Below are 25555 nucleotides of genomic sequence, written 5' to 3'. Positions count from 1 at the left end.
TCTACCTTCTTCCTTCTGACTCCTGATGGCTTTCATCAGCGCTCCACGCCCATGGCACGACGGGCCAGGCCACGGCGCAACGGCCCGGACAGGTTGAGGCCGATGAGCCCGGCTGCCCGGGCATGCGAGAACAGGAAGTCGTCGATGTCGAACAGGCGCACCAGGGCATCGCTGAAGCGGGTCACGGCATCGCGGTCACTGGCACGTCGCGCCTCGAACGCCTGCAGTGTGGTCAGATCCCCCGGCGCTTCTCCCGCCGCCAGCGCTTCGCCCAGAGTGTCGACCAGGTCGGTCACCCCGCGCAGCGCCAGGTTGAAGCCCTGGCCGGCCACCGGATGCAGGGCATGGGCGGCATTGCCCAGCACCGCCAGACCGGGCCGAATCGTCTCGCGGGCGGTGATCAGCGTTAGCGGGTAGGCGTGACGGCTGCCCACCCGACGAAAGCGCCCGGCTCGATCGCCGAAGGCGCGCTGCAGCGCCTCCAGGAAATCGCCATCGGACAGGGCCAGCCGGGCCTGCTCCCGCCCCTTGGCATGGGTCCACACCAATGCCATCTGCTGGCCAGGCAGCGGCAGCAGGGCAATGGGCCCCTCGCGGGTGAAGCGTTCGTAGGCGGTACCGCCATGGGGGCGGCTCACCGCCACGTTGGCGATCAACGCCACCTGATCGTAAGGCACTTCGCGACTGGCGATGCCCAACCGCTCCTTGAGACCGGAACGGCCACCGTCGGCCAGCACGGTCAGGCCGGCCTGCAGGACGTTGCCGTCGGATAGGCGCAGACGGTAGCCCGCCTCCCCTGGTTCGATCCCCTCGACGCTTGCCGGGCAGTGCCAGGTCAGCGGCAGCTCCGCCAGACGGCGATGCAGTACCCGCCCCATCCAGGCATTGGGCACGACATGCCCCAGCGCTGCGCTACCGACGTCTTCGGCACTGAGCCGGGTGGCCCCGAGCCGCCCTCGCTCGCTGACATGAATACGCCGGATCGTTGCCGCTCGTTCGGCCATGGCCTCCCACACGCCCATGGCCTGGAAGCGTTGGGCGGAGCCTTCGGCAATGGCACTGGCGCGGGCATCGAAGCTGGGCTGCCAGGCACTCTGCGCCGATTCGCTCATGGGTGCGGCTTCGATCACTGCCACACGCAGAGCGTAACGTGCGATCAGCGGCGCCAGCACGCAGGCCAGACTGGCTCCGACCAGGCCACCGCCCACGATGGCGATATCCGCCGTCTGCCGTTCAGCCTCGGCCATGGCGGGCCCCCTGTATTGCGTAACGTAATTTACATAACGGCATGGCACCCAACTCGGTTCACGGTCAGAAGTTGTCCATCAGCGCTTCGATATCGGCCACTTGCTTGGGCACATCGGCGGTGAGCACCTCGCAACCCTCGGCAGTCACGACGATGTCGTCCTCGATGCGAATGCCGATGCCGCGAAAGGCGGCCTGAATGTCGTCATCATCGGGGATGTAGAGGCCCGGCTCGACGGTGAGGACCATGCCCGGCGTCAGCGGCCGGGGCTCGCCGTCGCGCCGATAGTCGCCCACGTCATGCACGTCCAGCCCCAGCCAGTGAGAGGTGCTGTGCGGATAGAATCGCTTGATACTGCCGTCATCGATTCGCGCCTGCACGTCACCATCGAGCAGCCCCAGATGAACCAATCCAGCGGTGAGATGGCGCACCACGCCATCGTGAATCGCCGCCAGGGTGGTGCCGGGACGTACGGCCTCCAGCGCGCGCTCCTGGGCCTCCAGCACTACCGCGTAGAGCTCCCGCTGTGCCGCGGTGAAACGCCCGCCCACCGGAAAGGTACGCGTGATGTCGCCGGCATAGAGGTCGAATTCGGCACCGGCATCGATCAGCACCAAGTCGCCGTCGCGCAGCGGGGCGCGGTTCTCCACGTAGTGCAGCACACAGGCATTGGCGCCGCCACCGACGATGCTGGCATAGGCAGGGCCACTGCCGCCTTGCCAGTGGAATTCGTGCTCCAGCTCGGCCTGCAGGTGGTACTCGGCCAGACCGGGACGGGCCGCGGCCATGGCACGGCAGTGAGCACGGGCGGAGATGGCACCGGCATGGCGCAGCAGCTCGAGCTCGGCCGCACTCTTGATCAAGCGCTGTTCATGGAGCAGCGGCGCCAGGTCGGCGAAGGCCAGCGGCGGCTGTGCGCCTCGGCGCGCCCTGGCGGCCAGCCGATGGCGTACCGCCTGGGCCAGAGCCAGCGAATCGGCATCGTCGAACATCAGATAGCACGTGGTGCGCCCATCGAGCAGCTCGTCGAGTCGCGCCTCGCGCTCGGCATTCTCGAAGGCCTGATCGACGCCGTGTTCTCGCCTGGCACCCTCGGCCCCCAGGCGGATACCCGTCCAGGTCTCGAGCGCCGGATCGCGGTCCTGGCAGAACAGCACGCTCTCGCCCTCGGCACGCCCCGGCAGCAGCACCAGCAGAGCATCGGGCTCGGGAAAGCCGGTAAGGTAGTGAAAGTCGCTGGCCTGGCGAAAGGGGTATTCGCTGTCTCGCGAACGCGTGACCAGCGTCGCTCCCGGCAACAGTACGGCGCTGTCGGCGGGTAGTTCGGCCATCAGCGTTGCACGGCGGTCACGATACTCGGCATTGCCGATCGCCGCAGGCCGGGGCAGGATCTCGGGCAGCATGGCGTCTCCTGGAACGTGAAATGGGGGAGAGGATCAATGATGAGTGGGCGTATCAACGCTCTCGACCTGGGGCTTGCCGGGATGCTGTTCCGTGTAGAGCAGCATCGCCGCCATGCGCACATGCTCGGTCAGCGCGAACAGATCGTTCTCGTTCTCGGCGCTGTCATCGAGGTCGACCTCCAGCGTCGCCACTGCGCCGAGATCCTCGACGGCCTCGGTCAACGCTGCCGACCAACCCTGGCGATTGGCATCACCGACCTCGTCGAGCACTTCGAGGAACCCCTGGGTCCACTCGGATAGCCCCCGCGCGCGCTCGGCCAGCGAGTAAAGCTCGTCGGGCAGCAGCGGTTCGTAGTCCAGCGAGCTGTCGGCCAGGGCTTCGAGGGTATGGCGGCGCCAGGCCAGCAACGTCGCGGCACTGTCGCGATCCCGTGGCTGTTCGACCCCCAGCCCCAGGCACACGCTCTCAAGCCAGGCATCGGCATCGAGGTCGCTGAGCGCCAGGGCGGCACACAGGCGACCGTCGAGAAAGGCCGGCGACTGCAGACTGCCGTGGAGCAGGAAGAGGTCGGCGATGGTCGAGAAGTCCGGGCGTTCGTCAATCGGAGACATCACGGGTTCCTGGTTGGCAGCGGTGGGAAAAGCGGCGATGGCGGCAGGCCGGCGTGGCCTGAGCAATGCGTTGACCGGTTGCAAACGGCTCTCTTATAGTGGCGATTGGCCGGCTGCGCCATTCTATCAATCCGGATGGTACCGCATCGCGCCACTCCCTCGACACCGGAGCCTGCCATGAGCGACGCCTCCCGGCCGACCGCCGAGATCAACCTGCTGGGCCGCCACTACACCATTGCCTGCGAACCGGGCGAGGAACACAAGCTCGACCGCGCCGCCCGCTACCTCGACCGCGCCATGCATGGCATTCATGCCCAGAACTCGTTGCTCGGCAATGAGCGCATCGCCATCATGGCCGCACTCAACATCACCCACGAACTGCTCGAAACCCTGGAGGAACGGCGCGACGGCGAACGCACCCTGGACCGCCTCAGCGAACGCCTGGCCCAGGCACTGGAAGATGCCGACCGCCGTGCGCAATGACATTGGACGCCATCACTGGCTCTGTTAGGATGAAAACGTTCCCTGGGGTGTTGGCCAGTCGTTATAGTCCCTCGAGCCTATGAGCAATACCCAGGGCGGCCAACGGCTAGCCGGACCCGTGTGCATGTCCGTGCGACGGAAAGCCTGACGGTTCGGCTGCGGCCACCCACCTTGAACCAAGGGTTCAAGGGCCACAACGACAGCGGCACTCTGGGGAACCTTGCCCATCATGCGCGCGACCTTCGACCGTGATACCCACACAGCCGAGTCACGCCGACGGCTACGCCGTGAACTGCGTCGCCGACGCCGAACGCTCAGCACACGACAACGGCGCCTGGCTGCCGAAGCGCTGTGCCACCGACTGCGCCGGCTCCCCGAGGTGAAGCGCGCCCGCCGCGTGGCGCTCTACCTGCCCAACGACGGCGAGATCGATCCCCAACCCCTGATTCCCTGGCTACGCCGCCGTGGCGCCCGGATCTATCTACCGGTACTCAGGCCGCTCTCCGATAATGCTCTGTGGTTCGTGCATTACCATCGCGACACGCCCATGCGGCGCAACCGTTTCGGCATTCCCGAGCCCGAAGCCCGTCACGGCGCCCACCGCGCACGACGGCAGCCGGCCTGGACGCTGGACCTGATCCTGCTGCCGCTGGTGGGCTTCGATGCTCAGGGCAACCGACTGGGCATGGGCGGCGGCTTCTATGATCGCAGCCTGGCATTCACTCGCCGTACCGGTCCGCGCCCAACACTGATCGGCCTGGCCCACGAGTGCCAGCGAGTGGAGAGGCTACCCGCCGCCCCCTGGGACGTGCCGTTGGACGCCATCGTCAGCGATCGGCGTACCATCCACCCCTGAATGCAAGCGGGCCGATGCAGATGCACCGGCCCGCTCTTTCTGCACTTCTGGTCATGGCACTGCTTCCCGGATCAACTTCCCACCAGTGCCTGAGCATAGCCTGTCACCACCACACCGATGCCGAAGGCCAGCACCAGTGCCATGACCAGATCGGGTTTTCGCCTCATGATTCACTCCTGAACGACGATTGAGACTGACGGTTGTATGAATGGCTGTAACCAACGCCGACTATAGTGCCAGCGGTAGCGCACTGACAACCGTTCTCAGGCCGCAATCAATCCAAGAAAGACGCGTCATTTCTGACGTTTGACGTGAGTCAACGTTCACTTCCAGCCGTTTCACGCCATGAAAAGGCGATAGGCGGCGTTGTCGGTCTCCTTCCAGTAGCGATAACCGATGGCATCGAAGTACTCTTCGACGTGGGCGCGATCGCCATTGGGCACCTGCATGCCTACCAGCACGCGACCATAGGCCGCACCGTGATTGCGATAGTGGAACAACGAAATGTTCCAGTCCTGGGGCAGGTGAGTCAGGAAATTCATCAGCGCGCCCGGCCGCTCGGGAAACTCGAAGCGGTAGACTTCCTCGTCGAAGTGTTCCTTGGGGCGACCGCCACCCAGGTGGCGGATATGCAGCTTGGCCAGCTCGTTATCGGTCAGATCCTCCACCGGATAACCGGCATCGTGGAGCTTGTCGATGACGCTTTGCCGATCGTCGCCGCCGGGCTTGACCTGTACGCCGACGAAGATGTGTGCGGCCTGCGGATCGGCATAGCGATAGTTGAACTCGGTCACCATGCGCTTGCCGATGGTCTTGCAGAACTTCTTGAAACTGCCGGGCCGCTCGGGGATGGTCACCGCGAGGATCGCCTCGCGCTGCTCGCCGAGTTCGGTACGCTCAGCGATGTGCTGCAGGCGATCGAAATTGGTATTGGCACCGGAATTGATGCACAGCAGCGTCTGGCCTTCGGCACCCGTCTGCTGGACGTATTTCTTGAGCCCCGCCAGCGACAGGGCGCCGGAGGTTTCGGATACCGCACGAGTATCGTCGAAGATGTCCTTGACCGCCGCACACATCTCGTCGGTATTGACGGTGATCACCTCGTCGACCAGCTCGCGAATGATCGAGAAGGGCACTTCGCCGATCTGCGCCACGGCCACGCCTTCGGCGAACACGCCCACCTGATCCAGCACCACCCGCTCGCCGGCATCGAGCGCTGCCTTGAGGCAGGCGCTGTCTTCGGACTCGACGCCGACGATCTTGATTTCGGGGCGCAGGTACTTGACGTAGGCCGCCACCCCGGCAATCAGCCCGCCACCGCCGACCGGCACGAAGATGGCGTCCAGATTGCCGCCATGCTGGTGGAGAATCTCCATGCCAATGGTGCCTTGCCCGGCAATCACGTCGATATCGTCGAACGGCGGAATGTAGGTGTAGCCGTGCTCGCGAATCAGCTCCTGGGCATGTTCGGCGGCCGCCGAGAAGGCATCGCCCTTGAGCACCACCCGGGCACCGCGGGCGCGTACCGCCTGGACCTTGATGTCCGGCGTGATGCGCGGCATGACGATCACCGCCTTGACGCCCATCAGCTTGGCCGCCATCGCCAGCCCCTGGGCATGGTTGCCCGCCGAGGCGGCGATCACGCCTTTGGACTTCTGCTCGTCGGTGAGCTGCGCCATCTTGTTGTAGGCGCCACGAATCTTGAAGGAGTGGACTGGCTGCAGGTCTTCGCGCTTGATGAGGATCTGGTTATTGAAGCGCCGCGACAGAAAAGGGGCCGGGGATATCGGCGTTTCCCGGGCGGCTTCGTAGACCCGGGCCTGGAGAATTTTCTTGACGGTGGCTTCGAGCATCCTGAGGTTCCAGAGAGATGGCGCGGAAGGGAAATCCCTATTGGTAGCATCCCGGCAGCCCCCGCGTCCAGCCGCCGCCCGACAGTGCAGGGCGAATGCAATTGGCTTGTCTCTTGGACTGATCCGTAGACAGGTCTGCGAAGAGGCGCTGTGAACTCCTCCCTGGGCGCTACATTTGCCCTGCCGGCAGTGGCGACGCAACTGGCCTATAATGGCGGCGCATCCGCCACCCACCCGACAGCGAGCAAGAGATGACCCAGGACGAACTCAAGGACGCCGTGGCTGCAGCCGCCATCGACGAAATCCGCCCACGCCTGGAACGCGACAGCGTGCTTGGCATCGGTACCGGCTCGACCGCCAACCGTTTCATCGACCGCCTGGCCCCGCTTCGCGACGACTTCCGCGGTGCCGTGGCCAGTTCCGAGGCCAGCGCCGAGCGCCTGCGCGGCCATGGCATCGAGGTCTTCGAGCTCAACAGCGTAGGCACCGTGCCTTTCTACATCGACGGCGCCGACGAAGTGAACGCTCACCTACATTTAATCAAGGGCGGCGGCGGCGCACTCACCCGCGAAAAGATCGTCGCCGCCTGCGCCGAACGCTTCATCTGCATCGTCGACGCCTCCAAGCGCGTCGAGCGACTGGGCGAGTTCCCGCTGCCGGTTGAAGTGATTCCCATGGCGCGCTCCTACGTGGCCCGCGAGCTGGTCAGGCTCGGCGCCGACCCCGTCTATCGCGAGGGCGTGGTCACCGACAACGGCAACCAGATACTGGACTGTTACGACTTTCCGATCGACGATCCGCTGACCATGGAGGCGCGGCTCAACGCTATCGTCGGCGTGGTCACCAACGGCCTGTTCGCCGCGCGCGGCGCCGATGTACTCCTGCTCGGTACCGAGCAGGGCGTGGAGCGTACCACTCCGGCGTGAGTGAGTGCTCCCTCACTCCCGGAGTATCGCCTCAAGGCCTTCCATGGTGCGCGTCAGCGCCCCGCGGTTGGCCGCCACCACCGCCTGTCCGGCTTCCGCCAGGCGGTGGCGCTCCGGCTCGTCGTCGAACAGGCGTAGCAGCACCTCGCTCAGAGCCTCACCGTTGGCCACCTCCACCAGCGCCCGGGCCTGGCGCAGCTCATCGGCAATGTCACTGAAGTTGGCCAACGCCGGCCCGCTAAGTACCGGTACGCCCATGGCAGCGGGCTCGAGCAAGTTATGTCCGCCGACCGGCACCAGGCTTCCGCCCACGAAGGCAAGGTCCGCGGCCCCGTAAAGGGTGAGCAGCTCCCCCATGGTATCGCCCAGATAGACGGCAGTGCACGCCTCGGGCCATTCACCCAGCGAGCGCCGGGCGAGCGGAAGGCCGCGGTCGCCGCACTGCTTCGCCACCTCGCCAAAGCGCTGGGGATGGCGTGGGACGAGAATCAGCAGAGCAGTGGGGTAGTGTTGACGCAGCCGCGACTGCACCTCGAGCAGGATCGTTTCTTCACCCGGGTGCGTCGAGCCGGCGATCCATACCGGACGCGGCCCCAGCGCCTGGCACAGCTGCTGGCTCGCGGCCAGCTGCTGTGCCGACACCTCCAGGTCGAACTTCAGCGAGCCAACGACCGTCGTGCGTGCGGCCGGCATACCGAGACGCCGGAAGCGCCCGGCATCGGTCCGGGACTTGGCGGCCAGCCAGTCGACTCGGGCTAGCGCATCCGCCAGTAGCGGCCGAATGCGCCAGTAACGCCGAAAGGCCCGCGACGACAGGCGCCCGTTGACCACTGCCACTGGCACGCCGGCTCGACTGCAGCCGGCAATCAGGTTGGGCCATAGCTCCGTCTCGAACAACAACGCCAGCTCCGGGCGTAGCCGCGCGAGAAAGCGCCGTGCCGCTCCCGGGAAGTCGAGGGGCACGAAGTGATGGCTCACCTTGCCGCCGGATGCGGTGGCCGTGAGTTCTCGGGCGATCGCCGCTACCCGCTCGGCGCCAGTGGCGGTCATCGTCGTGATGACCAAATGGTGATGTGGATAGCGCTCGTGCAGCGCCACGATCAACGGGCGGGCCGCCAGCACTTCGCCGACGGAGGCGCAGTGCAACCAGATCCGACGCTCTTGCGCGGGGTCCGCAGGAATCAAGCCGAGCCGCTCCCTGCGAGAGCGAGTGGGCACTTGCTCACGCCACACCCGCTGCCAGATCAGCGGTGCCAAGAGGTAGAGGGCTGCCGAATACAGGCGACGCGCCCAGCGCTGCGCTCCGCTCGTCATTGCTCGCGATCGAGAATGGTGGCAATCATGGCCGTGGTGGAAACGCCATCCTCGAAGTCGAGCACCCGCACTTCGCCACCCGCCGCACGCACGGCCTCGCCACCGGCGATCTGCTCGGGGCGGTAGTCGCCCCCTTTGACCAGCACGTCGGGCAGTACTGCCTCGATCAGTCGCTGCGGCGTGTCTTCGCCGAAAGGCACCACCCAGTCGACCGCCCCCAGACCGGCCAGCACCTGCATGCGCCGCGCCAGAGTGTTGATGGGCCGCTTGAGGCCCTTGAGACGCGCCACGGAGGCATCGTCATTGACGGCCACGATCAGCCGGTCGCCAAGCTCGCGGGCGTGTTCCAGGTAGGCGACGTGGCCGGCGTGGAGGATGTCGAAGCAGCCGTTGGTCATCACCACCCGCTCACCGCGGGCCTGGGCGGCGCGAACCGCCTCGACCAGCGGCGCCTCGGCGATGACGCCGAACTCGGCCAGCTTGTCGCCTTGCAGGGCGGTGTAGAGCTCGGCAATGGAGAGCGTGGCGGTCCCGGGTTTGGCCACCACCAGGCCAGCGGCGAGGTTGGACAGCATCATCGCCTCGGGGAAGGCATGGCCCGCGGCGAGCGCCAGGCCCAGCACCCCGATCACGGTGTCCCCGGCGCCGGTGACGTCGAACACCTCGCGGGCGCGGGTCGGCAAGTGCAGAGGCTCGTGCCCCTCGCGAATCAGCGTCATGCCCTTTTCACTGCGGGTGATCAGCAGCGCCTCTAGCTCGAGTTCGACGCGCAGCGCCTCGCCCTTGGTGGCCAGGTCGCTGTCGCTGTGGCAAGGGCCGACCACTGCCTCGAACTCGGTGAGGTTGGGGGTGATGACACTGGCACCGCGATACTTGGTGAAATCGCTGCCCTTGGGGTCGATCAGCACTCGCTTGCCGGCCGCACGCACCATCTCAATCAGCGTCTCGATCCGGTTCAGGGTGCCCTTGCCGTAGTCGGAGAGAATCACCAGATCGGCGGCGGGCAAGGCCTCGGCGACTCGTTCCATCAACTCACCGGTATCCGCCACCCCGAGGCCCTCCTCGAAGTCCAGACGGATCAACTGCTGGTTGCGACTCATCACCCGAAGCTTGGTGATCGTCGGCATGCCGGGGCGACGTGATAAGTAAGCGTTCACTTCGCTGGTTTCCAAACGCCGCGCCAGCTCGTCGGCATGCGCATCGTCACCCACCAGGCCGGCTAGCGATGCCTGGCCGCCCAGAGCCGTGATATTGAGTGCCACGTTGGCGGCACCACCGGGGCGATCCTCGGTGTCTTCCACGCGCACCACCGGCACCGGTGCCTCTGGCGAGATGCGCGAAGTGCCGCCATACCAGTAGCGATCGAGCATGACGTCGCCCACCACCAGAACGCGGGCCTGCTCCAGCGCGGTCAGGTCAAGCTTCATTGGGAGTCTCCGTTACGTTGCGTGCCGCCAGCAGGCGATCCAGCTGGGCGATCACGTCCTCGGCGTGAATCAGCGACATGGCATCGGGATGGCGAACGCGCTGTCCCCAGGGGATCGCTTCCGGCTCCTTGTGCAGATAGGTCCGCACGGCATCGGGATAGCGATCGACCACGTAGTCACGCCATTGGTAGGGTGCGGCACGATCCGGATTGGTGGTGGCATAGAGGCCGACCACCGGAGTGCCCAGGGCGTTGGCCATGTGCACCGGCCCCGAGTCGGGCGCCACCACGGCACGCGCCCCCTGAATCAACGCCAGCAGTCCCTTGAGCGAAGAACGACCGATGGCGTCGACCACCGCTTCAGGACGGCACAAGCGGCGAATCCGCTCGCCCATTTCACGCTCCGCCGTACTACCGCCGCCGGTGAGCAGCGCCTTGAGGCCGTGCTGAACCCAGGCGTGTTCGATCACCGCGGCATAGCCCTCGGCCGACCAGTTGCGAAAGTTGCGCAGCCGCGGATTGGCACAGGGACTGAGCAGCAGGTAGGGTGCCTGGCCACTGAGCGTGGCTGCCTCGGCGACGGCGCTCTCCGGCACCGGCAGATTCCAATCGAGCGACAGATCCTCCACGCCGAGCAGCTGGGCGAAGTCGAGGAAGGACTCCAGCACGTGGGCCCGCGGATGAGGCGCGATGTGGCGCTGGGTGAACCAGTGCTGGGCATCCTTGGCCCGCGCCTTGTCGTAGCCGACGCGCACGTCGGCCTTGAGCCCCAGGGAAAGCACGCTGGCGCGCAGTGCCTGCTGCATGTGCAGCAGCACATCGAAGCGTGTCTCGGCAAGCTCCCGCCACAGCTCGCGCATGCCGGCCAGGCCCGCCGCCTTGTCGTAGACGACGAACTCGACCCCGGAAAGCCCCGTCAGTAGACTGTATTCCGTCTTGCCGATGATCCAGGTGATCCGCGCCTCGGGCCACTGGCGCTGCAGCGCCCTCACGGTAGGAACCAGATTGCAGACATCGCCCAGGGCGGAGAGGCGGAGGACGCCGATATGGCGAGGTTCGGCAGGCAGAGGATGCTTCATGCGCTTGGCAACGTATCGGACGAGAAAGAGCGTCATTCTATATGATGCCGACAGTGTATGTGACGCCGACTCGGCGCCACAACTTGGTCCGGCTCTTCTCGATCCCGATGCCTGGCGCCAGCACGGGCTCGTCGTGGGCGAAGCGCCCGGCCGTGGTGCCAGCCTGTTCCTCGATGCCGGCGAGGAGCAGTGGGTGCTACGCCCCTACCGCCGCGGCGGCATGATCGCGCGGTTGAGCGAGCGCCGCTACGTATGGGCCGGCCTGGAACGCACCCGTGCCTTTCGCGAATTCCGGCTCACCGCCGACCTGTATGCGCAAGGCCTTCCCGTGCCACGCCCGGTGGCCGCCGGCGTTACCCGTTACGGACTGACCTACGAGGCGGCCCTGATCACCGTACGCATTCCGGGCGCCCGCACCCTTGCCGACCTGCTGATCGCCGATGAAGCCGACGACGACCTGCTGCAACGCGTTGGCGCCACCATCCGCCGCTTCCACGACGCCGGGCTGGATCACGTCGACCTCAATGCCCGCAACCTGCTGGTGGATCAGGAGAACAAGGTCTGGATGATCGACCTGGATCGGTGTCGGCTGCAACCGCCTGGAAGTTGGCAGCAAGCCAACCTGGAGCGACTCCACCGATCTCTGGTGAAGTTTAGAAATACGCACGCGATGCATGCGATTGATCAGGGGTATGCACGTTGAGGCAGCGATAACTGCCCCGATCTTTCGAAATATTTTTGCAGAACCAACATCCCGATGAGGCGTTCACGGGACTCATTACGGAACTGAGCCACGTAGCGATTGGCATTGCGAACGATGGCTTTTGCCTCATCTGGATGGTGAGTGTAGTAGTGGATTTTTTCTTCCAGATCAGAATAATCGTCCTTCAACTCTACGTAGTGGTATGCTGGTATCAAAGTGCCTTCCATGAACCAGGTTTCGAATTTTGGCCGCGTCATGAAACACAGCGAATTCGAAGCCATGGCCCACTTCAGGTTCGTAGCCACATCGTTGCCTTCGATGCTCAGTATGAATTTGTAGTTCAGCTGCTCGGGAACCGACATGAAAGCGCGATGCCAAGGCATGCCCTGAGCCTTTCGATGCACGTCGCCAACGTTGCAGAGTGGATGATCATGAAACGCCTGGATAAAATACTGACGATGCGGCTGGTGGCACGCCCCTCGCCAGACGAGCTGATCATGCTTCGCTTCGAAAGGTACCTTGTCATCGACAAAATAGTAGTGCCGAACTCGATTCAGCTTCAACAGTACGGCATTGGCATTGTCTGACACAATCGGGCGACTCTTGACTAAGGCGGGTCTTTCTGGAACCCACTTGACATCGCCGAATAGATGATCAAAGCGATATTCACCGGGGAAGGCTCTCAATAGCGTCAACAAGTCCAGGTAGTATGACCAACTCTTCTCACGCTGAAAAGCATCGATGCGCCGGGATTGTTCGGACGGGTCAAACGGTTCGCTCAACCGATTGTAATATTGGACACGCCTGCATATGGCACTGACCTCTTCGACAGGGAGTCGCTCTAGGTCGGCCAACGCTCGCTCAAACCAGCGCCGTTGCCAAGTAGCAGGTATTGCAAGACTCAAAAAATGCCGGGTATAGAATCCCAGCTTGTGAAGGTTCTTGTGCGCCCGTTGGGTCAAAGCGCTCACTGGATTCCCCCACTTTCAACATGGCAAACCGAACGCTTGCCAACGGACTGGTGGTTGACAGTGTCGTTACCCATTATCACTTTTCGCAACAGCAGAAACATCTCCAAGCGCCCCAGACTCCCGAAAACTTCGACATGAAGTCATTGACGATCGAGACCGACTAACATCGAGTCAAGCTTTTCTCCATTGCCAACCACATCTTCCGTAACTTCACTCCACCATCCATAATGTACCGCCTTAATTCTTACGACGATGCTCTCCAACCCCAGAACCTTTGCCATTGCCAAGCGGTGCAGGCCACGGTTGAGCTTCAGAAGCTGACCATCACGCCCAACCGCAACAGCAAGCGCATCTTTTCCAAGCGAGCCATCAAAGCTATTTTCCTGCATATTTTTCATATAACCGACATATCGACCAAGATACGTCATTATTTTCTCAGGCGCATCAAGAAAAACCCCCTTTTGGTAGGAGCGTAACGGCTTCCCAGACTGCAACTTTTTCGAGAGATCGCCATAGGCAATGCTTTTAGAAAGATCATCTCGGTGACCCCAGATGTCTTCAATGAATGGGTAGCGATTGACCGATCTAAAATCAATGGTCTTCAAATCCCAATCTCCTGCCCAAATAAACTGACTCCTCGCCCTTTTCCCTTGAGACTTAGATTCAAAAGAATCAACCATTGAGGCGTGATGCGTTATTTCTTTAGGATCAACCACAATAACCAATGATTCTCCACAATATAGCTCCACACTACGTCGCGGAAGCCCTGATTTTTCTATATAACTTGCAAACCTACCATCTCTCACCCAGTTAAGGAAAAGCATATTCTCAAGAGAATTAACAAGCATCGATACGATAGCTTCACGTACCTTATGAGAATAACGAGACCGAAGCATGGCACATCGCAAGCTTGGATGATAAAGCTCCGGGTTTACTTTTTTACCAGCAGGTGTCAATGGGCATTTCATTGCATCAACACTCTTTAAAAATGATTAAATATGTAAATACATTATACATAGGCACCGCTTTAACTTACAATCCCTACCAGTTATAAATTTGACACCATGATATTAAAAACCACTAATACAATAACTGCCAAACGCTAACTATTCACCTTCATTACTTCACCGAAAGAAACCTAAAAAACAGAACTAAAATTAAGCTAAACTTGACTTACTTCATTCAAACCAGATCCTGCGCAAACCTTAGTACTTAGCAAAGATTTCTCAAACCGCTCTCGGTTAACACTTTCAGAATCACGCGCACGCTCTTCATGATGGAGGTGAGCCACGAAAGAATACAACTTCCCTTCTTTCCTCGTAACCCCAAGATTTAGCAAGCGTGCAACAAGGTCACTATCTTCTAGCCCCCATCCTACGAAGGCATTATCAAACCCATTAACCTCAATAAGATCCTTTCTCCATACAGCCATGTTACACGTTACCGCGCCTTTCCATCGCTGCGCACGCGAATGCCTCAAAGGCCCCAAGGGTAACTTTAGCAAAGGATGAGGACGTTTAATTTTACGAGAAAAACAGAAACTGAGCAACGCTCTACGGGTTAGGGGTATTATATTTTCAGGATCATTTAGAAGATCCCTTGTAGCCTCGGACCTGATCTTTACACGTGACCCAGCAACAAAACAGCCTTCTTGTGCTAAGGATATATGGTCAGCAATGAAGGTTGGCGGAAGCAAACAATCTCCGTCTATAAAAATCACATAATCACCTGTCGCGGCTGCTATAGCTCGATTCCTTATAGCAGCCGCGCGAAAGCCACGATCCTCATGCCAAACATGGTGAAGGTTAGATACTGCTTTTTCTTTTATTTTCAATACCACATCGCGTGTTGCATCACTTGATCCGTCATCGGCGACAATAACTTCATAGCTATCATAAGATTGCCGAAAAGCCGTATGCAGCGAGGCTTTCAAAGCTTCTGGCCAGTTGTAAGTAGTAATCACCAAACTAACCTTCATATCTTTTACCTTTCCTCCAATATCTTTGGAAAGTTTTAGTGTATTTAAAATAGACGCCAACACTCTCTCCAAATGCAATAGAGAATCCCCTCCACCCCGAAAGAAAACCAACCTTAATGATATAAGAGCGCACGAAGGCAAATATTGTCTTCACAATAATAATGGGGAAAGGATACAGTTTAGCCTTTCCCGAATCAGCATATATTTCAGAATAAAGCTGTGCTTTATCTAAAAGCTGTGAAACATCTTGTATCGCATCATGGTGGATCAAACCGCCAAATTCATGCACAATCGCTTCGTCATCAAACTCGATTTTTTCATGCACGCGATTATTGTTAAAAGCATAAAAATCTTTATTATAAACTCGAACAAGGTAATCGCCACCCCAGCCATTTGTGCGGACCTTTTTTCCACAAAAATAATTCTCTCGATGTAGCCGTCCTACTTCTCTATTACATTTTGGCTCCCAATTTTTTAACTCTTCTAACAGCACTCTATCCGGCCGTTCATCAATGTCTAATGATAAGACCCAAGATGTCTTAGCATAGCTCGCAGCCAAGTTCTTGGTTGGGCCAAACCCTATGAATAAACCTTGTTTCACTTCAACATTATCGAAAGTTTTTGCAAATTCAATGCTTCTATCCGTAGAGCCATTATCGAAGAGAACAACTCGACGAAATATTTGGAGACATTTCAGAGTTTTTTTCATATGCTGTTCACCATTTTTCACAATGATGACAGGTGTTATATTCTCAATAAAGCTAGCCATGTAAACATCTCCGGTGTTCCAAGGCCTCCTATGCGGGCTACAATAACCGAAACACTACGACATAGAAGCCACAGGCACATATGTTAGCACGTCTACAAAATATGGGTACTCATACCCGCTGGTGGGCCTTGCTGGTCATCGGCCTGTGGCTTGGCCACGCCATCGCTTCCATGGCGCTGTTGCCCCCATGGCTGATGTTTCCCATCGCCGCTGCTTGGCTGTGGCTGGGCTGGCAGTTTCGCTGGGGAGCTGCCGCGCCTCCCACCCAGCGCAGCTGGCCCTGGTCGCTATTTCCCATTGCCCTGTGGGGGCTCTACATCTATCTGGCCGACAGCTTCGGCGAGGTCGATCTCGGAGCGGTCTTCTTTCACCTTCAAGCCGGCATGCAAGGCCATGGGGGCGTCGACCGGAGTCTCGCTGCCATCGGCTACACGCTCTCCATGATCGCTCTGCTGGTCAGCTTTACCTGGCTGACGCACCATGATGGGCGGTGGCATCGGGTCGAGCACTTCCTGGCCCTGGTGCTGCTGGCCAGTAACCCATTGCTCTATGGCGTATCGCAACGCGGTGCCGCCATCGTCACCGATGATGGTGCCTGGGTAGACCGCCAGTACGTCGAGCCCGTCGTCCTCGATGCACCGGCTTCTCCTCCCAACTTACTGCTGCTCTACCTGGAGAGCATTGAGCGAACCTACTCGGATCGTGAACGCTTCGGCGACGCCTATGCAGACCTCGAGGCCATTGGCGAAGAGGCTCTGGTCTTCGAAGGCGTCAAGCAGATCGACAACACCGGCTGGACCATGGCCGGCATGATCGCTAGCCAGTGCGGCACACCGCTGATGCCGGCTGGACTGCTTCACGACAGCCAGCTCGAACCACTCGACCAGGTGGTGCCCGGCGTGGACTGCCTGGGTGATGTCTTGTCCTCTCATGGCTATCGCCTGAGCTACCTCGGTGGGGCAAGCACCGATTTCGCCGGCAAGGGCGTCTTCTACGAAGGCCACGGTTTCGAGCGAGTGCTCGGCCGAGACGCGCTGCAACCTCGGTTGGACGATCCTGACTACGTCAATAACTGGGGGCTCTACGACGACTCTCTCTACGACTTCACCGTGGATGAGATACGCCGCCTCGATGCAACCAACGAGCCCTGGGGAGTCGTCAGTCTGAGCATCACCGGCCATGCACCGAATGGCTACCCTGCTCAACGCTGCCGCGAACGCCAGGGTGAATTCGGTGGTCAGGACATTCTCTACTCCGTCGAATGCTCCACCTGGCTGGCCCGGAAGCTGATCGAACGGCTGGATACGGAAGGGCTACTCAACAATACCTTGGTGGTAATCGCCAGCGACCATCTCACCATGCGCGTATCGGCCTGGGAAGCGCTGATCGAGAGCGAGCGCGAGAATACTTTCATGCTGCTGGGCCCTTATGTTCCCGCCGAACGTCGTCATCGATCGTCTTCCATGATGGATGTCTTCCCCACCGTGCTCGAGGCGATGGGCTTCACCATCGACTGGCACCGGGCAGGACTGGGCGTTTCGCTTCTGTCGAACGAGCCCACCCTGGTCGAAGAACACGGCCTGGAGACGCTCAACGCACGCATGCGTGGAGAGACCGCCCTGCAAGAGCGGCTTTGGGAAGGCCTCGCCCCTCAGCGCCAGGACGATCCCCCGGAAACGCCACAAGAGCAGGTGGTGGAGACACCCGAAGACACGGCAGACGAACCGGCCCCAGTCATGCAGTGACGCCCATCAGCCGCTGGCGATGCGCTCGCCAGCCGGCCCGTCAGCCGCCAGAATCGCCTTCAGCAAACGCTCCGGCGAGAGGTCGACAAGACACCGGGTATGGCCGAGCGGGCAGTGGCGCTCGAAGCAAGGGGAGCATTCCACCCCCAGGTAGTGGATTTCGGCATTGTCGGTAAGAGGCGGCGTATAGGTCGGCGAGGAAGAACCGTAAATGGCTTGTATGCGCGTGCCAACGGCTGCCGCTACGTGCATCAGCCCGGAATCGTTGGTCACCACTTGGCGGCAATCGGCGAGCAAGTCGACGGCGTCGGCCAGTCGCGTCTTGCCACATAGATCATGGGTTCGTGCCAGACCCGCGGCGATCTCTTGACCCGCCTCGGCATCCTTGGGGCCACCCAGCACCCGAACCTCGAAGCCCAACGCAACGAGGCGCTCGGCCAGAGTACGAAAATGCCTCAGCGGCCATTGCTTGGCGGGACCGTACTCAGCACCCGGCATCATGCCGATGGCAGGCCGCGACGAGAGACCGAGCGCCAGACGCTGCTCGACGAGGTTCTCCGGATCCACGCAGAGCCGCGGATGGGGTAGTGCGAAGTCGCCTCTGGCCGCTTCGGCAGCCGGCAGACCCAGTGCCACGAAACGCTTGACGGTCTGGTCCAGCACCCGCTTGTCGAGCACCCGACGATCGTTGACCAAACCATAGCGTTGCTCCCCGGTAAACCCCGTCCGGCGGGGTATGCCGGCCATGAATGGCACGAGAGCCGACTTCCACGAACGCGGCAGCACGATCGCCCAATCGAATCGCCCGCGCAGTTTTTTCGCCAGCGCGCGCCGAGGGCGCCAGCCGAACTTGCCGTGCTGGGTTGCCAACTCGGCCACTTCGCCCACTTCGGGCATGCGCTCGAGGATGGGACGCGACCAGGGCGGTGCCGCGACACCGAGGTAGCACCCGGGATATCGAGCCTTGAGCGTTTTGAACAGGCTCTGCGCCATCACCATGTCGCCCACCCAGGAAGGGCCGACCACGAGGATGCGTGGCGCCACGCCGGCATCAGCCATTCAGCCACTCCAGATACTCGCCAACTCCCTCGGCCACGGTACGAAACTCGCGATCGTAGCCCGCCTTGCGCAACCGCGATATGTCGGCCCGGGTATAGCTCTGATAACGCCCCTTGAGCTCCTCGGGAAAGTCGATGTATTCGATCTCGCCACGGCCATAATAGCCGACCACCGCCTCTCCGATCGCCTTGAACGGCTCGGCACGACCGCTCCCCAGATTGAAGATGCCGGACCTGTCGGAATGGTCGAGGAACCACAGGTTGACGTCGACCACATCGCCTACGTAGACGAAGTCGCGGCTCTGCATGCCCGCCTCATAGCCGTCCCAGGCGCCGAACAACTTGAGGTTATCGCCGGCGCGAATCTGCGTATGGTGATGATAGGCGACGCTGGCCATTTTTCCCTTGTGCTGCTCGCGGGGACCATAGACATTGAAGTAGCGAAAACCCACCACCTGGCTATCGAACTCGTGCCAACGCGCACGCACGTACTGGTCGAACAGCAGTTTCGAGTAGCCGTAGACATTGAGCGGCTTCTCGTACTCAGGCGCCTCCACGAACACCTCGCTGCCACCATAGGTGGCTGCCGAGGAAGCGTACAGAAAGGGGATCCCCTGGCGCTGACAGAAGTGCAGCAGCACCTTGGAGTACTCGAAATTGTTGTCGAGCATGAAGCGACCATCCCACTCGGTGGTATCGGAGCAGGCCCCTTCGTGGAAGACTGCCTCGATGGGCGGTAGCTGGGATGGCTCACCACGCAATACCGCTTCCACCCGCGCGCGGAAGTCGTCCTTGTCCAGATAGTCACCGAGTGTGCAGTCCGCCAAGTTGACGAACTTGGTACCATCGGCAAGGTCATCGACGACCAGAACGTCATCACGGCCCTGCGCATTGAGCGCCTTGACCAGATTGGCGCCAATGAAGCCGGCCCCGCCTGTCACTACGATCATGGAATTCCTCACTATGGCGCAGCGGGCTGCGCCTATAACCAATGTGCCTGTGATTGTATACTTGGCCACCAGTGAATTCATGGCCAACGGTGCTTTCCGATGACGCTCTCGACACTCTCGTCGACCTCGACCCCGGGGTCGACGCCGGACGCGACGACCTTCCAGGGCCTGATCCTGGCCCTACAGCAGTACTGGGCCGAACAGGGCTGCGTGGTGCTTCAGCCACTCGACATGGAAGTCGGTGCCGGCACCTTCCACCCCGCCACCTTCCTGCGCTCCATCGGCCCCGAGTCGTGGAACGCCGCCTATGTACAGCCCTCGCGCCGCCCTACCGACGGCCGCTACGGCGAGAACCCCAACCGTTTGCAACACTACTACCAGTTTCAGGTGGTGATGAAACCCTCCCCGGCGGAGCTTCAGGCACTCTACTTGGGCTCGCTGGAGCGCCTGGGCATCGACCCGCTGGTGCACGACATCCGCTTCGTCGAAGACAACTGGGAGTCGCCCACCCTGGGCGCCTGGGGCCTGGGTTGGGAAGTATGGCTCAATGGCATGGAAGTGACGCAGTTCACCTACTTCCAGCAGGCCGGCGGCCTCGAATGTTTCCCCGTGACCGGCGAGCTCACCTACGGCCTCGAACGCATTGCCATGTATCTGCAGGACGTCGACAGCGTCTATGACCTGGTGTGGACCGTGGCACCCGACGGCTCACGAGTCACCTACGGTGACGTCTACCTGCAGAACGAGCGCGAACAGTCCGCCTATAATTTCGAACATGCCGATGTACCGGCACTGTTCGCGGCATTCGACCACCAGGAACAGGAGTGCGGCAAACTGCTCGCCGCGAGCCTGCCGCTGCCCGCCTACGAACAGGTACTCAAGGCCTCGCATACCTTCAACCTGCTCGACGCCCGACACGCCATTTCGGTGACCGAGCGCCAGCGCTATATCCTGCGCGTGCGTACCATGGCCCGCGATGTGGCACACGCCTATTATGCATCGCGCCGGGCGGCCGGCTTCCCCATGGCGCCCGAAGCGCTGCGCCACGAGCTACTGGCCGAAGAATCGCTGACCGACCAGGGAGACGCATGAGCATGGCTGCCACCACCTTTCTGTTGGAACTGGGCGTCGAGGAACTGCCGCCCCACGCCATCGATACCCTTTCCGATGCCCTGGCCGACGGCGTCCAACACGGCCTCGCCGAAGCCGACATCGAACACGGCGCCATACGCGCCTATGCAACGCCTCGCCGCCTTGCCGTGCAGGTCCATGAGTTGGCCGACAAGCAGCCCGACCGTGAGGTCGAGCGCCGCGGCCCGGCTCTGGCCGCTGCCTTCAAGGAGGGTCAACCCACCAAGGCGGCCGAAGGCTTCGCTCGCTCCTGCGGCGTCGACGTCAGCGAACTGATTCAGCTGGAAACCGACAAGGGTACCTGGCTCGGTTATCGTGAGCGGCGCCCCGGCGAGACCACTAAAGACCTGCTGCCGGCCATCGTCAGCAAGGCCATCGCTGGATTGCCGGTCCCCAAGTATATGCGTTGGGGCGCCTCGCGCACCGAGTTCTCGCGCCCCGTGCACTGGCTGGTGATGCTGTACGGCAACGAGGTCGTGCCTGCTGAGGCCCTCGGGCTCACTGCCGGACGTACCACCTTCGGGCACCGCTTCCACGCTCCCGAGGCGATCGAGCTGTCCCGCGCCGACGACTACCTTTCCGCAATGGAGAGTGCCTGGGTCCTTGCCGATCGTGAGCAGCGTCGCGAACGCATCCGCGAGCAAGTACTGGCCGAGGCCGAGGTGCAAGAGGCCTCGGCAGTCATCGATGAAGATCTGCTTACCGAGGTCAGCGGACTGGTCGAATGGCCGGTAGCGTTGACCGGCAGCTTCGACGAGCGCTTCCTCGAAGTGCCGCCCGAGTGCCTCATCTCATCGATGAAGGCCAACCAGAAGTACTTCCATCTGTTGGACGATGCCGGCCGGCTCAAACCCCTTTTCATCACCATCGCCAACATCGACAGCGCCGATCCGCAGCAAGTCGTCGAAGGCAACGAAAAGGTCATTCGTCCGCGCCTGGCCGATGCCGCCTTCTTCTTCGATACCGACCGCAAGCGACCGCTGGCCGATCGCATCCCCGAGCTTGCCAGCGTGCTCTTCCAGCAGCAGTTGGGCTCTTTGACCGACAAGGCCCACCGCAGTGCCGCCGTGGCCGCCTTCGTCGCCGGCCAGATCGATGGTGACGTCGGTCATGCGCGGCGTGCCGCCGAGCTAGCCAAGTGCGACCTGGTGACCGAGATGGTGCTCGAGTTCCCTGAGCTGCAGGGCATCATGGGACGTTACTACGCCATTCATGACGGCGAACCCTCCGAAGTGGCCCAGGCTCTCGAGGAGCAGTACCTGCCGCGCTTCGCCACCGACGCCATCCCTGCCAGCGGCACCGGCCAGGCCCTGGCGCTCGCCGACCGCCTCGACACCTTGACCGGCATCTTTGGCATCGGCGCCCGCCCCTCCGGCACCAAGGATCCATTCGCGCTGCGCCGAGCCGCCATTGGCGTGCTGAACATTCTAGTCAAGGGCGAACTCGACCTCGACCTTCGCGAGCTGCTCGAACTGGCTGCTGCCCAGCACCAGGAACTGCCCTACGCGGACGGCCTGGTCGACGAAGTTCTCGACTATATGCTCGACCGCTTTCGCGCCTGGGCTCAGGACGAAGGCATCGATGCCGAGGTCTATCTTGCCGTGCGTGCCCGCCCCGTCACCCGTCCATTGGATTTCGCACGACGGCTACACGCCGTCGCCGCCTTCGCCGGCCGTGAGGAAGCGACGGCACTGGCTGCTGCCAACAAGCGGGTCTCCAATATCCTGGCCAAGCAGGCAGGCGAGGTCGGCAGCGAGATCGATACCGGGCTGCTGCAAGAGAGCGCCGAGAAGGCGCTCCACGAGGCGGTGGCCGCCCAGCATGAGCACGTCATGCCGCTGTTCGCCTCAGGCCACTATCAGGAGGCCCTGGACGCCCTGGCCAGCCTGCGCGAACCGGTGGACACCTTCTTCGACCAGGTCATGGTCATGGCCGAAGACGAGGCGGTGCGCCGTAATCGTCTCGCCCTGCTGGCGAGCCTGCGCGGCCTCTTCCTGGAAGTGGCCGATATCGCTCAGCTCCAGCAGTAGGCCCCCACGCACAGGAAGGCGAAGGCCGGCAAGCGTCATGCTTGCCGGCCTTTTTCGTATCCGAGCGCTTCCCATGTTTCACGTGGAACACCCGACCTTCCCCTACGGCATCAGAATAACGCTCTTGCCCAGGGGCGCCGAAGACGATAGTGCCTCCCGTATCGCTTCCGGCACATAGCGCCCTCCGATCAAGGGGCGCAACCCATACCGGACCATGAATGCCAGCAGTGCCTCGAAATGCTGGCGGCTGCCGACGCTGACACCGACCAGATGTAACAGCTTCGCCAGCATGGGCCCGACTAGCTCACCCTCGACCCGATCGCTCTCGAGAAAGCCGATGATGGCAACTCGACCCCGCGTGGCCATGACCGGCAGCACCAGCTCCGTCAGCATTCGTCCCCCAACGACCTCCAAGGCCACATCGATGCCATGTCCGGCACTCGCCTCCAGGATGGCCTCACGCCGATCGGCGGCGCTTCCGGGACCGATGACGGCCGTGGCACCTTGTTCACGCAAGGCCCGACTACGTTCGTCGTCATCCCGCGATGTCAGTACCACAGGGTGCGCCCCAGCGGCGGCGGCCTGTTGCAGCGCCTGCAAGGAGACATTACCGCTGCCCTCGATCAGCACCCAGCGTCCCGCCAGGGCCTTGATATCTCCTAGTGCATGCCATGCCGTGACTCCGGAGATGGCCAGGGCGGCCGCCTCCTCGAAACGCCAGCCTTCCGGCATCGGCAGCAGGGCCGAGGCCGGAAGGATGATCTCTTCCGCCAACCAGCCATCCACGGGGCCTCCGACCTTGCTGGCATGATACATCTGCTGGAAAGGGCCCTCCAGCCAGGCGCTGGTATAGTGTCCCAGGACTTTCTGCCCCGGAACCAGGGTATCGACGCCCTCCCCCACCTCGATCACCTCACCGGCGCCCTCCGAGAGCGGTACATAGGGCCTTGGCATATCCGGCAGGTACTCTCCTCGCAGCAGCGCCAGGTCGCGATAATTGGTGGCGGCAGCCCGTACCCGAATCCGCACCTCCTGCTCGGCCAGCGCTCGCCGTGGCCTCTCCACTCGCTTCAAGGCATCCCACCCAAAGCCCTGGACTTCATACGCCCACATGTCTATCACTCCTTTTCATCCGCCTCAGGGAATGCCTCGATCATGCGGCGGTGAGATGTCCGTTTCCAGCGCGTCGCTTGCTATGCTGTCTTGCGTGCCGTGCAAGAATCTGTGTATAGACACCCCCTTCCTCCAGCCACTGGTCCCCGTCATGACGCGACACCATGGTGTGACCCTCGACGAAATCGCCGCCTTCATCGAGGTAGCACGCCGCGGCTCCCTGCAGGCCGCTGCCGAAACGCTATTGATCAGCAGCGGCTCGGTCAGTCGGCGGCTCGATGCTCTGGAGCAGCGCCTTGGCACACGATTGCTGAACCGCTCGACCCGGGCTCTGACCCTGACCGAGGACGGAGAGCACTATCTCGTCCAGGTGGAGCCCGCACTGGCCGATATCACCCAGGCAGGAGACCGCCTGCGAGACCGGCACAATGGTCCCCAGGGCGAGCTACGCGTCTCCCTGCCGGTCAACTATGGCCGCCTGCATATTGCCCCTCATCTGGCCGATTTTCTGCGCCTGCATCCCTCGGTCAGCATCGATGCCTGCTTCGATGATCATTTCGTCGATATCATCGGAGAAGGCTTCGATCTGGCCATCCGTATCGGCCAGCTCGGCGACTCCCGGTTGGTGGCCAGGCGCATCGCCAAAGACCGTCGCCTGATCGTGGCGGCACCTGACTATCTGGCTCACCATGGCGAGCCGCGCCATCCTCGTGACCTGCTCGATCATCACTGCCTTCACTTCACGCGTTTTCAGGGACCGGCGCAATGGATATTGCAACGTGATGACGAGCGCCATGTCGTTCCCGTTCGGGGCCGGCTCAAGTCCAATTACGGTCTACCCCTGACCCTAGCCGCCGAGCAGGGACTAGGCCTGGTCCAGACCTCGGCGTCAATCGTTGGCGAAGCCCTGGCCAGCGGGCGTTTGCATGAAGTGCTGAGCGACTGGAGATTGCCCAATATCGCCGTCCATGCCGTCATACCCGCACGCCAGCATACGCCCCTCAAGGTCTCGGCCTTTATCGACTTTCTGGTCGAACGCCTGCCGTTATCATAGGCCTAGGCCAGGCAGCAACTGTTCCACGTGAAACATCTCCGTTTCGCAAAGCTGGAGCGAGCGCGCCACTGACCAGACAGATTCGAATATCTCGGATGCTGTTTCACGTGAAACATGCCACGATAGCAACAAGCCCACACCGACAGACTGTTACTCTATGCCAAGTGCCGACCGCCTGGTGATCCTCGACCGGGATGGGGTTATCAACCAGGATTCCGATGACTACATCAAGACACTCGATGAATTCATCCCCTATCCCAGCGCTATCGCAGCCATCGCGCGATTGAGTCAGGCCGGCTGGTCGGTAGCCGTCGCCACGAACCAGTCGGGTATCGCTCGTGGTTATTACGACGAGACTACGCTGGAAACCATGCATCACCGGCTTCATACCCTGGTTCGGGAGGCGGGAGGAGAAATCGCCCATATTGCCGTTTGCCCGCATGGGCCCGACGACGGCTGCAGTTGCCGTAAGCCACTAACGGGGCTGCTCGAACAGATTCGAGATGCACTTGGCATGAAAACCCTGAAAGGCAGCTGGATGGTCGGCGACAGCCTGCGCGACGTTCAAGCCGGCGAAGCCATGGGCTGCCATTCAGCGCTCGTCCGCACGGGAAAAGGGGCGCGGACTCTAGCCAAGGGCAAGGGGCTGGAGACGGCAAGAGTCTTTGCCGACCTGGACGAGTTCGTCGACTGGCTAGTGACGACGCATTAGCCCGAAGCCCGAAGCCTGTTCTGGTCAAGTCAGAGCGGACACATTTTCAAGCCGCAGCTGCCAGTTCAATCTCCCTCGGCGTCTGGTAGCCCAGGGTCGAGTGGAGCCGGCAGCTGTTGTACTCCATCTCGATGTACTCGATC

General features: G+C 61.6%; 23 protein-coding genes and 1 other RNA gene. 10 read left to right on the top strand and 14 right to left on the bottom strand.

The window, feature by feature from the left end; genetic code table 11:
* Positions 1-35: 35 nt before the first annotated feature.
* The 3 genes from ubiH to GFD32_RS13330 form a co-directional block, all read right to left on the bottom strand.
* On the bottom strand, positions 36-1247 hold the full coding sequence (gene ubiH / locus GFD32_RS13340) for a 2-octaprenyl-6-methoxyphenyl hydroxylase (protein WP_163577104.1): 1212 nt from the start codon (positions 1245-1247) through the stop codon (positions 36-38).
* A gap of 64 nt (positions 1248-1311) precedes the next feature.
* Complete coding sequence (pepP, locus tag GFD32_RS13335) at positions 1312-2649, bottom strand: Xaa-Pro aminopeptidase (RefSeq protein WP_163577103.1); 1338 nt, start codon at positions 2647-2649, stop codon at positions 1312-1314.
* Between the two features lie 33 nt (positions 2650-2682).
* Positions 2683-3261 (bottom strand): UPF0149 family protein, encoded by a 579-nt coding sequence (locus GFD32_RS13330; protein WP_163577102.1) that lies wholly within the window; start codon positions 3259-3261, stop codon positions 2683-2685.
* Between the two features lie 177 nt (positions 3262-3438).
* Between GFD32_RS13330 and GFD32_RS13325 the strand changes: the two genes are divergently transcribed.
* The 3 genes from GFD32_RS13325 (at position 3439) to GFD32_RS13315 (ending at position 4600) form a co-directional block, all read left to right on the top strand.
* The gene (locus GFD32_RS13325) at positions 3439-3744 is read left to right on the top strand and encodes a cell division protein ZapA (protein WP_163577101.1); all 306 of its coding nucleotides are present in this window, start codon (positions 3439-3441) and stop codon (positions 3742-3744) included.
* A gap of 36 nt (positions 3745-3780) precedes the next feature.
* Positions 3781-3965: non-coding RNA, 6S RNA (ssrS, locus tag GFD32_RS13320), on the top strand.
* 8 nt (positions 3966-3973) lie between these two features.
* Positions 3974-4600 (top strand): 5-formyltetrahydrofolate cyclo-ligase, encoded by a 627-nt coding sequence (locus GFD32_RS13315; RefSeq protein ID WP_163577100.1) that lies wholly within the window; start codon positions 3974-3976, stop codon positions 4598-4600.
* 338 nt (positions 4601-4938) lie between these two features.
* Here GFD32_RS13315 and ilvA read toward each other — a convergent pair whose 3' ends face one another.
* Positions 4939-6453 carry a threonine ammonia-lyase, biosynthetic gene (gene ilvA / locus GFD32_RS13310; protein WP_163577099.1) on the bottom strand — a complete coding sequence of 505 codons (1515 nt, stop codon included), beginning with the start codon at positions 6451-6453 and terminating at the stop codon, positions 4939-4941.
* Positions 6454-6704: 251 nt separating this feature from the next.
* Here ilvA and rpiA point away from each other — a divergent pair, with 251 nt between their 5' ends.
* Positions 6705-7379, top strand: coding sequence for a ribose-5-phosphate isomerase RpiA (rpiA, locus tag GFD32_RS13305; protein WP_163577098.1), 675 nt, complete (start codon positions 6705-6707; stop codon positions 7377-7379).
* Positions 7380-7391: 12 nt separating this feature from the next.
* Here the strand turns inward: rpiA and waaA are convergent, their stop codons facing one another.
* The 3 genes from waaA to GFD32_RS13290 are packed head-to-tail and all read right to left on the bottom strand — an operon-like array spanning position 7392 to position 11198.
* A complete protein-coding gene (gene waaA / locus GFD32_RS13300; RefSeq protein ID WP_163577097.1) occupies positions 7392-8693 on the bottom strand; it encodes a lipid IV(A) 3-deoxy-D-manno-octulosonic acid transferase in 1302 nt (433 codons plus the stop codon).
* On the bottom strand, positions 8690-10120 hold the full coding sequence (gene hldE, locus GFD32_RS13295; RefSeq protein WP_163577096.1) for a bifunctional D-glycero-beta-D-manno-heptose-7-phosphate kinase/D-glycero-beta-D-manno-heptose 1-phosphate adenylyltransferase HldE: 1431 nt from the start codon (positions 10118-10120) through the stop codon (positions 8690-8692). Before hldE ends, waaA begins: the two co-directional genes overlap by 4 nt.
* On the bottom strand, positions 10110-11198 hold the full coding sequence (locus GFD32_RS13290) for a glycosyltransferase family 9 protein (protein WP_163577095.1): 1089 nt from the start codon (positions 11196-11198) through the stop codon (positions 10110-10112). The genes hldE and GFD32_RS13290 overlap by 11 nt, the downstream gene beginning before the upstream one ends.
* On the opposite strand from GFD32_RS13290, the gene GFD32_RS13285 reads away from it, so the two are divergent.
* On the top strand, positions 11197-11901 hold the full coding sequence (locus GFD32_RS13285; protein ID WP_163577094.1) for a 3-deoxy-D-manno-octulosonic acid kinase: 705 nt from the start codon (positions 11197-11199) through the stop codon (positions 11899-11901). The genes GFD32_RS13290 and GFD32_RS13285 overlap by 2 nt on opposite strands.
* Here the strand turns inward: GFD32_RS13285 and GFD32_RS13280 are convergent.
* The 4 genes from GFD32_RS13280 to GFD32_RS13265 form a co-directional block, all read right to left on the bottom strand.
* Complete coding sequence (locus GFD32_RS13280; RefSeq protein WP_240455656.1) at positions 11883-12872, bottom strand: glycosyl transferase family 90; 990 nt, start codon at positions 12870-12872, stop codon at positions 11883-11885. The two genes, GFD32_RS13285 and GFD32_RS13280, sit on opposite strands and share 19 nt — an antisense overlap.
* 140 nt (positions 12873-13012) lie before the next feature.
* A complete protein-coding gene (locus tag GFD32_RS13275) occupies positions 13013-13840 on the bottom strand; it encodes a hypothetical protein (RefSeq protein ID WP_163577093.1) in 828 nt (275 codons plus the stop codon).
* 194 nt (positions 13841-14034) lie between these two features.
* Positions 14035-14910: a glycosyltransferase gene (locus tag GFD32_RS13270; RefSeq protein ID WP_163577092.1), complete on the bottom strand. Its 876-nt coding sequence runs from the start codon at positions 14908-14910 to the stop codon at positions 14035-14037.
* Positions 14840-15619, bottom strand: a complete 780-nt coding sequence (locus GFD32_RS13265; RefSeq protein WP_163577091.1) for a glycosyltransferase family 2 protein — start codon at positions 15617-15619, stop codon at positions 14840-14842. The genes GFD32_RS13270 and GFD32_RS13265 overlap by 71 nt, the downstream gene beginning before the upstream one ends.
* Before the next feature lie 101 nt (positions 15620-15720).
* Between GFD32_RS13265 and GFD32_RS13260 the strand changes: the two genes are divergently transcribed.
* Positions 15721-17364, top strand: a complete 1644-nt coding sequence (locus GFD32_RS13260) for a sulfatase-like hydrolase/transferase (RefSeq protein WP_240455655.1) — start codon at positions 15721-15723, stop codon at positions 17362-17364.
* 6 nt (positions 17365-17370) lie between these two features.
* Here the strand turns inward: GFD32_RS13260 and waaF are convergent, their stop codons facing one another.
* Together waaF and rfaD are read right to left on the bottom strand one after the other, a co-directional pair.
* Entirely contained in the window at positions 17371-18423 is a 1053-nt protein-coding gene (gene waaF / locus GFD32_RS13255; RefSeq protein ID WP_163577090.1) for a lipopolysaccharide heptosyltransferase II, read from the bottom strand.
* On the bottom strand, positions 18416-19372 hold the full coding sequence (gene rfaD, locus GFD32_RS13250) for an ADP-glyceromanno-heptose 6-epimerase (protein WP_163577089.1): 957 nt from the start codon (positions 19370-19372) through the stop codon (positions 18416-18418). The genes waaF and rfaD overlap by 8 nt, the downstream gene beginning before the upstream one ends.
* Positions 19373-19471: 99 nt before the next feature.
* On the opposite strand from rfaD, the gene glyQ reads away from it, so the two are divergent.
* Both glyQ and glyS read left to right on the top strand, forming a co-directional pair.
* Positions 19472-20464 (top strand): glycine--tRNA ligase subunit alpha, encoded by a 993-nt coding sequence (gene glyQ / locus GFD32_RS13245; protein WP_163577088.1) that lies wholly within the window; start codon positions 19472-19474, stop codon positions 20462-20464.
* A 2-nt stretch (positions 20465-20466) separates the two neighbouring features.
* Positions 20467-22533 carry a glycine--tRNA ligase subunit beta gene (gene glyS / locus GFD32_RS13240; RefSeq protein WP_163577087.1) on the top strand — a complete coding sequence of 689 codons (2067 nt, stop codon included), beginning with the start codon at positions 20467-20469 and terminating at the stop codon, positions 22531-22533.
* A gap of 102 nt (positions 22534-22635) precedes the next feature.
* Here the strand turns inward: glyS and GFD32_RS13235 are convergent, their stop codons facing one another.
* On the bottom strand, positions 22636-23646 hold the full coding sequence (locus GFD32_RS13235; protein WP_163577086.1) for a zinc-dependent alcohol dehydrogenase family protein: 1011 nt from the start codon (positions 23644-23646) through the stop codon (positions 22636-22638).
* 151 nt (positions 23647-23797) lie between these two features.
* Between GFD32_RS13235 and GFD32_RS13230 the strand changes: the two genes are divergently transcribed.
* Both GFD32_RS13230 and gmhB read left to right on the top strand, forming a co-directional pair.
* Entirely contained in the window at positions 23798-24700 is a 903-nt protein-coding gene (locus tag GFD32_RS13230) for a LysR family transcriptional regulator (protein WP_163577085.1), read from the top strand.
* Between the two features lie 157 nt (positions 24701-24857).
* Positions 24858-25412: a D-glycero-beta-D-manno-heptose 1,7-bisphosphate 7-phosphatase gene (gene gmhB, locus GFD32_RS13225; RefSeq protein WP_163577084.1), complete on the top strand. Its 555-nt coding sequence runs from the start codon at positions 24858-24860 to the stop codon at positions 25410-25412.
* Positions 25413-25555: the final 143 nt, after the last annotated feature.

Origin of the sequence: Halomonas faecis (assembly GCF_010993975.1) — a bacterium.
Lineage (GTDB): Bacteria > Pseudomonadota > Gammaproteobacteria > Pseudomonadales > Halomonadaceae > Halomonas > Halomonas faecis.
Note: the sequence above shows the minus strand (reverse complement) of the source record. Positions and strands in the feature narration are given on the sequence as shown.

Bases quoted from the DNA above. Each gene is read 5' to 3' on its own strand.
- ubiH (WP_163577104.1), bottom strand. From the start codon at position 1,247: ATGGCCGAGGCTGAACGGCAGACGGCGGATATCGCCATCGTGGGCGGT.
- pepP (WP_163577103.1), bottom strand. From the start codon at position 2,649: ATGCTGCCCGAGATCCTGCCCCGGCCTGCGGCGATCGGCAATGCCGAG.
- GFD32_RS13330 (WP_163577102.1), bottom strand. From the start codon at position 3,261: ATGTCTCCGATTGACGAACGCCCGGACTTCTCGACCATCGCCGACCTC.
- GFD32_RS13325 (WP_163577101.1), top strand. From the start codon at position 3,439: ATGAGCGACGCCTCCCGGCCGACCGCCGAGATCAACCTGCTGGGCCGC.
- GFD32_RS13315 (WP_163577100.1), top strand. From the start codon at position 3,974: ATGCGCGCGACCTTCGACCGTGATACCCACACAGCCGAGTCACGCCGA.
- ilvA (WP_163577099.1), bottom strand. From the start codon at position 6,453: ATGCTCGAAGCCACCGTCAAGAAAATTCTCCAGGCCCGGGTCTACGAA.
- rpiA (WP_163577098.1), top strand. From the start codon at position 6,705: ATGACCCAGGACGAACTCAAGGACGCCGTGGCTGCAGCCGCCATCGAC.
- waaA (WP_163577097.1), bottom strand. From the start codon at position 8,693: ATGACGAGCGGAGCGCAGCGCTGGGCGCGTCGCCTGTATTCGGCAGCC.
- hldE (WP_163577096.1), bottom strand. From the start codon at position 10,120: ATGAAGCTTGACCTGACCGCGCTGGAGCAGGCCCGCGTTCTGGTGGTG.
- GFD32_RS13285 (WP_163577094.1), top strand. From the start codon at position 11,197: ATGCGCTTGGCAACGTATCGGACGAGAAAGAGCGTCATTCTATATGAT.
- GFD32_RS13290 (WP_163577095.1), bottom strand. From the start codon at position 11,198: ATGAAGCATCCTCTGCCTGCCGAACCTCGCCATATCGGCGTCCTCCGC.
- GFD32_RS13275 (WP_163577093.1), bottom strand. From the start codon at position 13,840: ATGAAATGCCCATTGACACCTGCTGGTAAAAAAGTAAACCCGGAGCTT.
- GFD32_RS13265 (WP_163577091.1), bottom strand. From the start codon at position 15,619: ATGGCTAGCTTTATTGAGAATATAACACCTGTCATCATTGTGAAAAAT.
- GFD32_RS13260 (WP_240455655.1), top strand. From the start codon at position 15,721: ATGGGTACTCATACCCGCTGGTGGGCCTTGCTGGTCATCGGCCTGTGG.
- waaF (WP_163577090.1), bottom strand. From the start codon at position 18,423: ATGGCTGATGCCGGCGTGGCGCCACGCATCCTCGTGGTCGGCCCTTCC.
- rfaD (WP_163577089.1), bottom strand. From the start codon at position 19,372: ATGATCGTAGTGACAGGCGGGGCCGGCTTCATTGGCGCCAATCTGGTC.
- glyQ (WP_163577088.1), top strand. From the start codon at position 19,472: ATGACGCTCTCGACACTCTCGTCGACCTCGACCCCGGGGTCGACGCCG.
- glyS (WP_163577087.1), top strand. From the start codon at position 20,467: ATGGCTGCCACCACCTTTCTGTTGGAACTGGGCGTCGAGGAACTGCCG.
- GFD32_RS13235 (WP_163577086.1), bottom strand. From the start codon at position 23,646: ATGTGGGCGTATGAAGTCCAGGGCTTTGGGTGGGATGCCTTGAAGCGA.
- GFD32_RS13230 (WP_163577085.1), top strand. From the start codon at position 23,798: ATGACGCGACACCATGGTGTGACCCTCGACGAAATCGCCGCCTTCATC.
- gmhB (WP_163577084.1), top strand. From the start codon at position 24,858: ATGCCAAGTGCCGACCGCCTGGTGATCCTCGACCGGGATGGGGTTATC.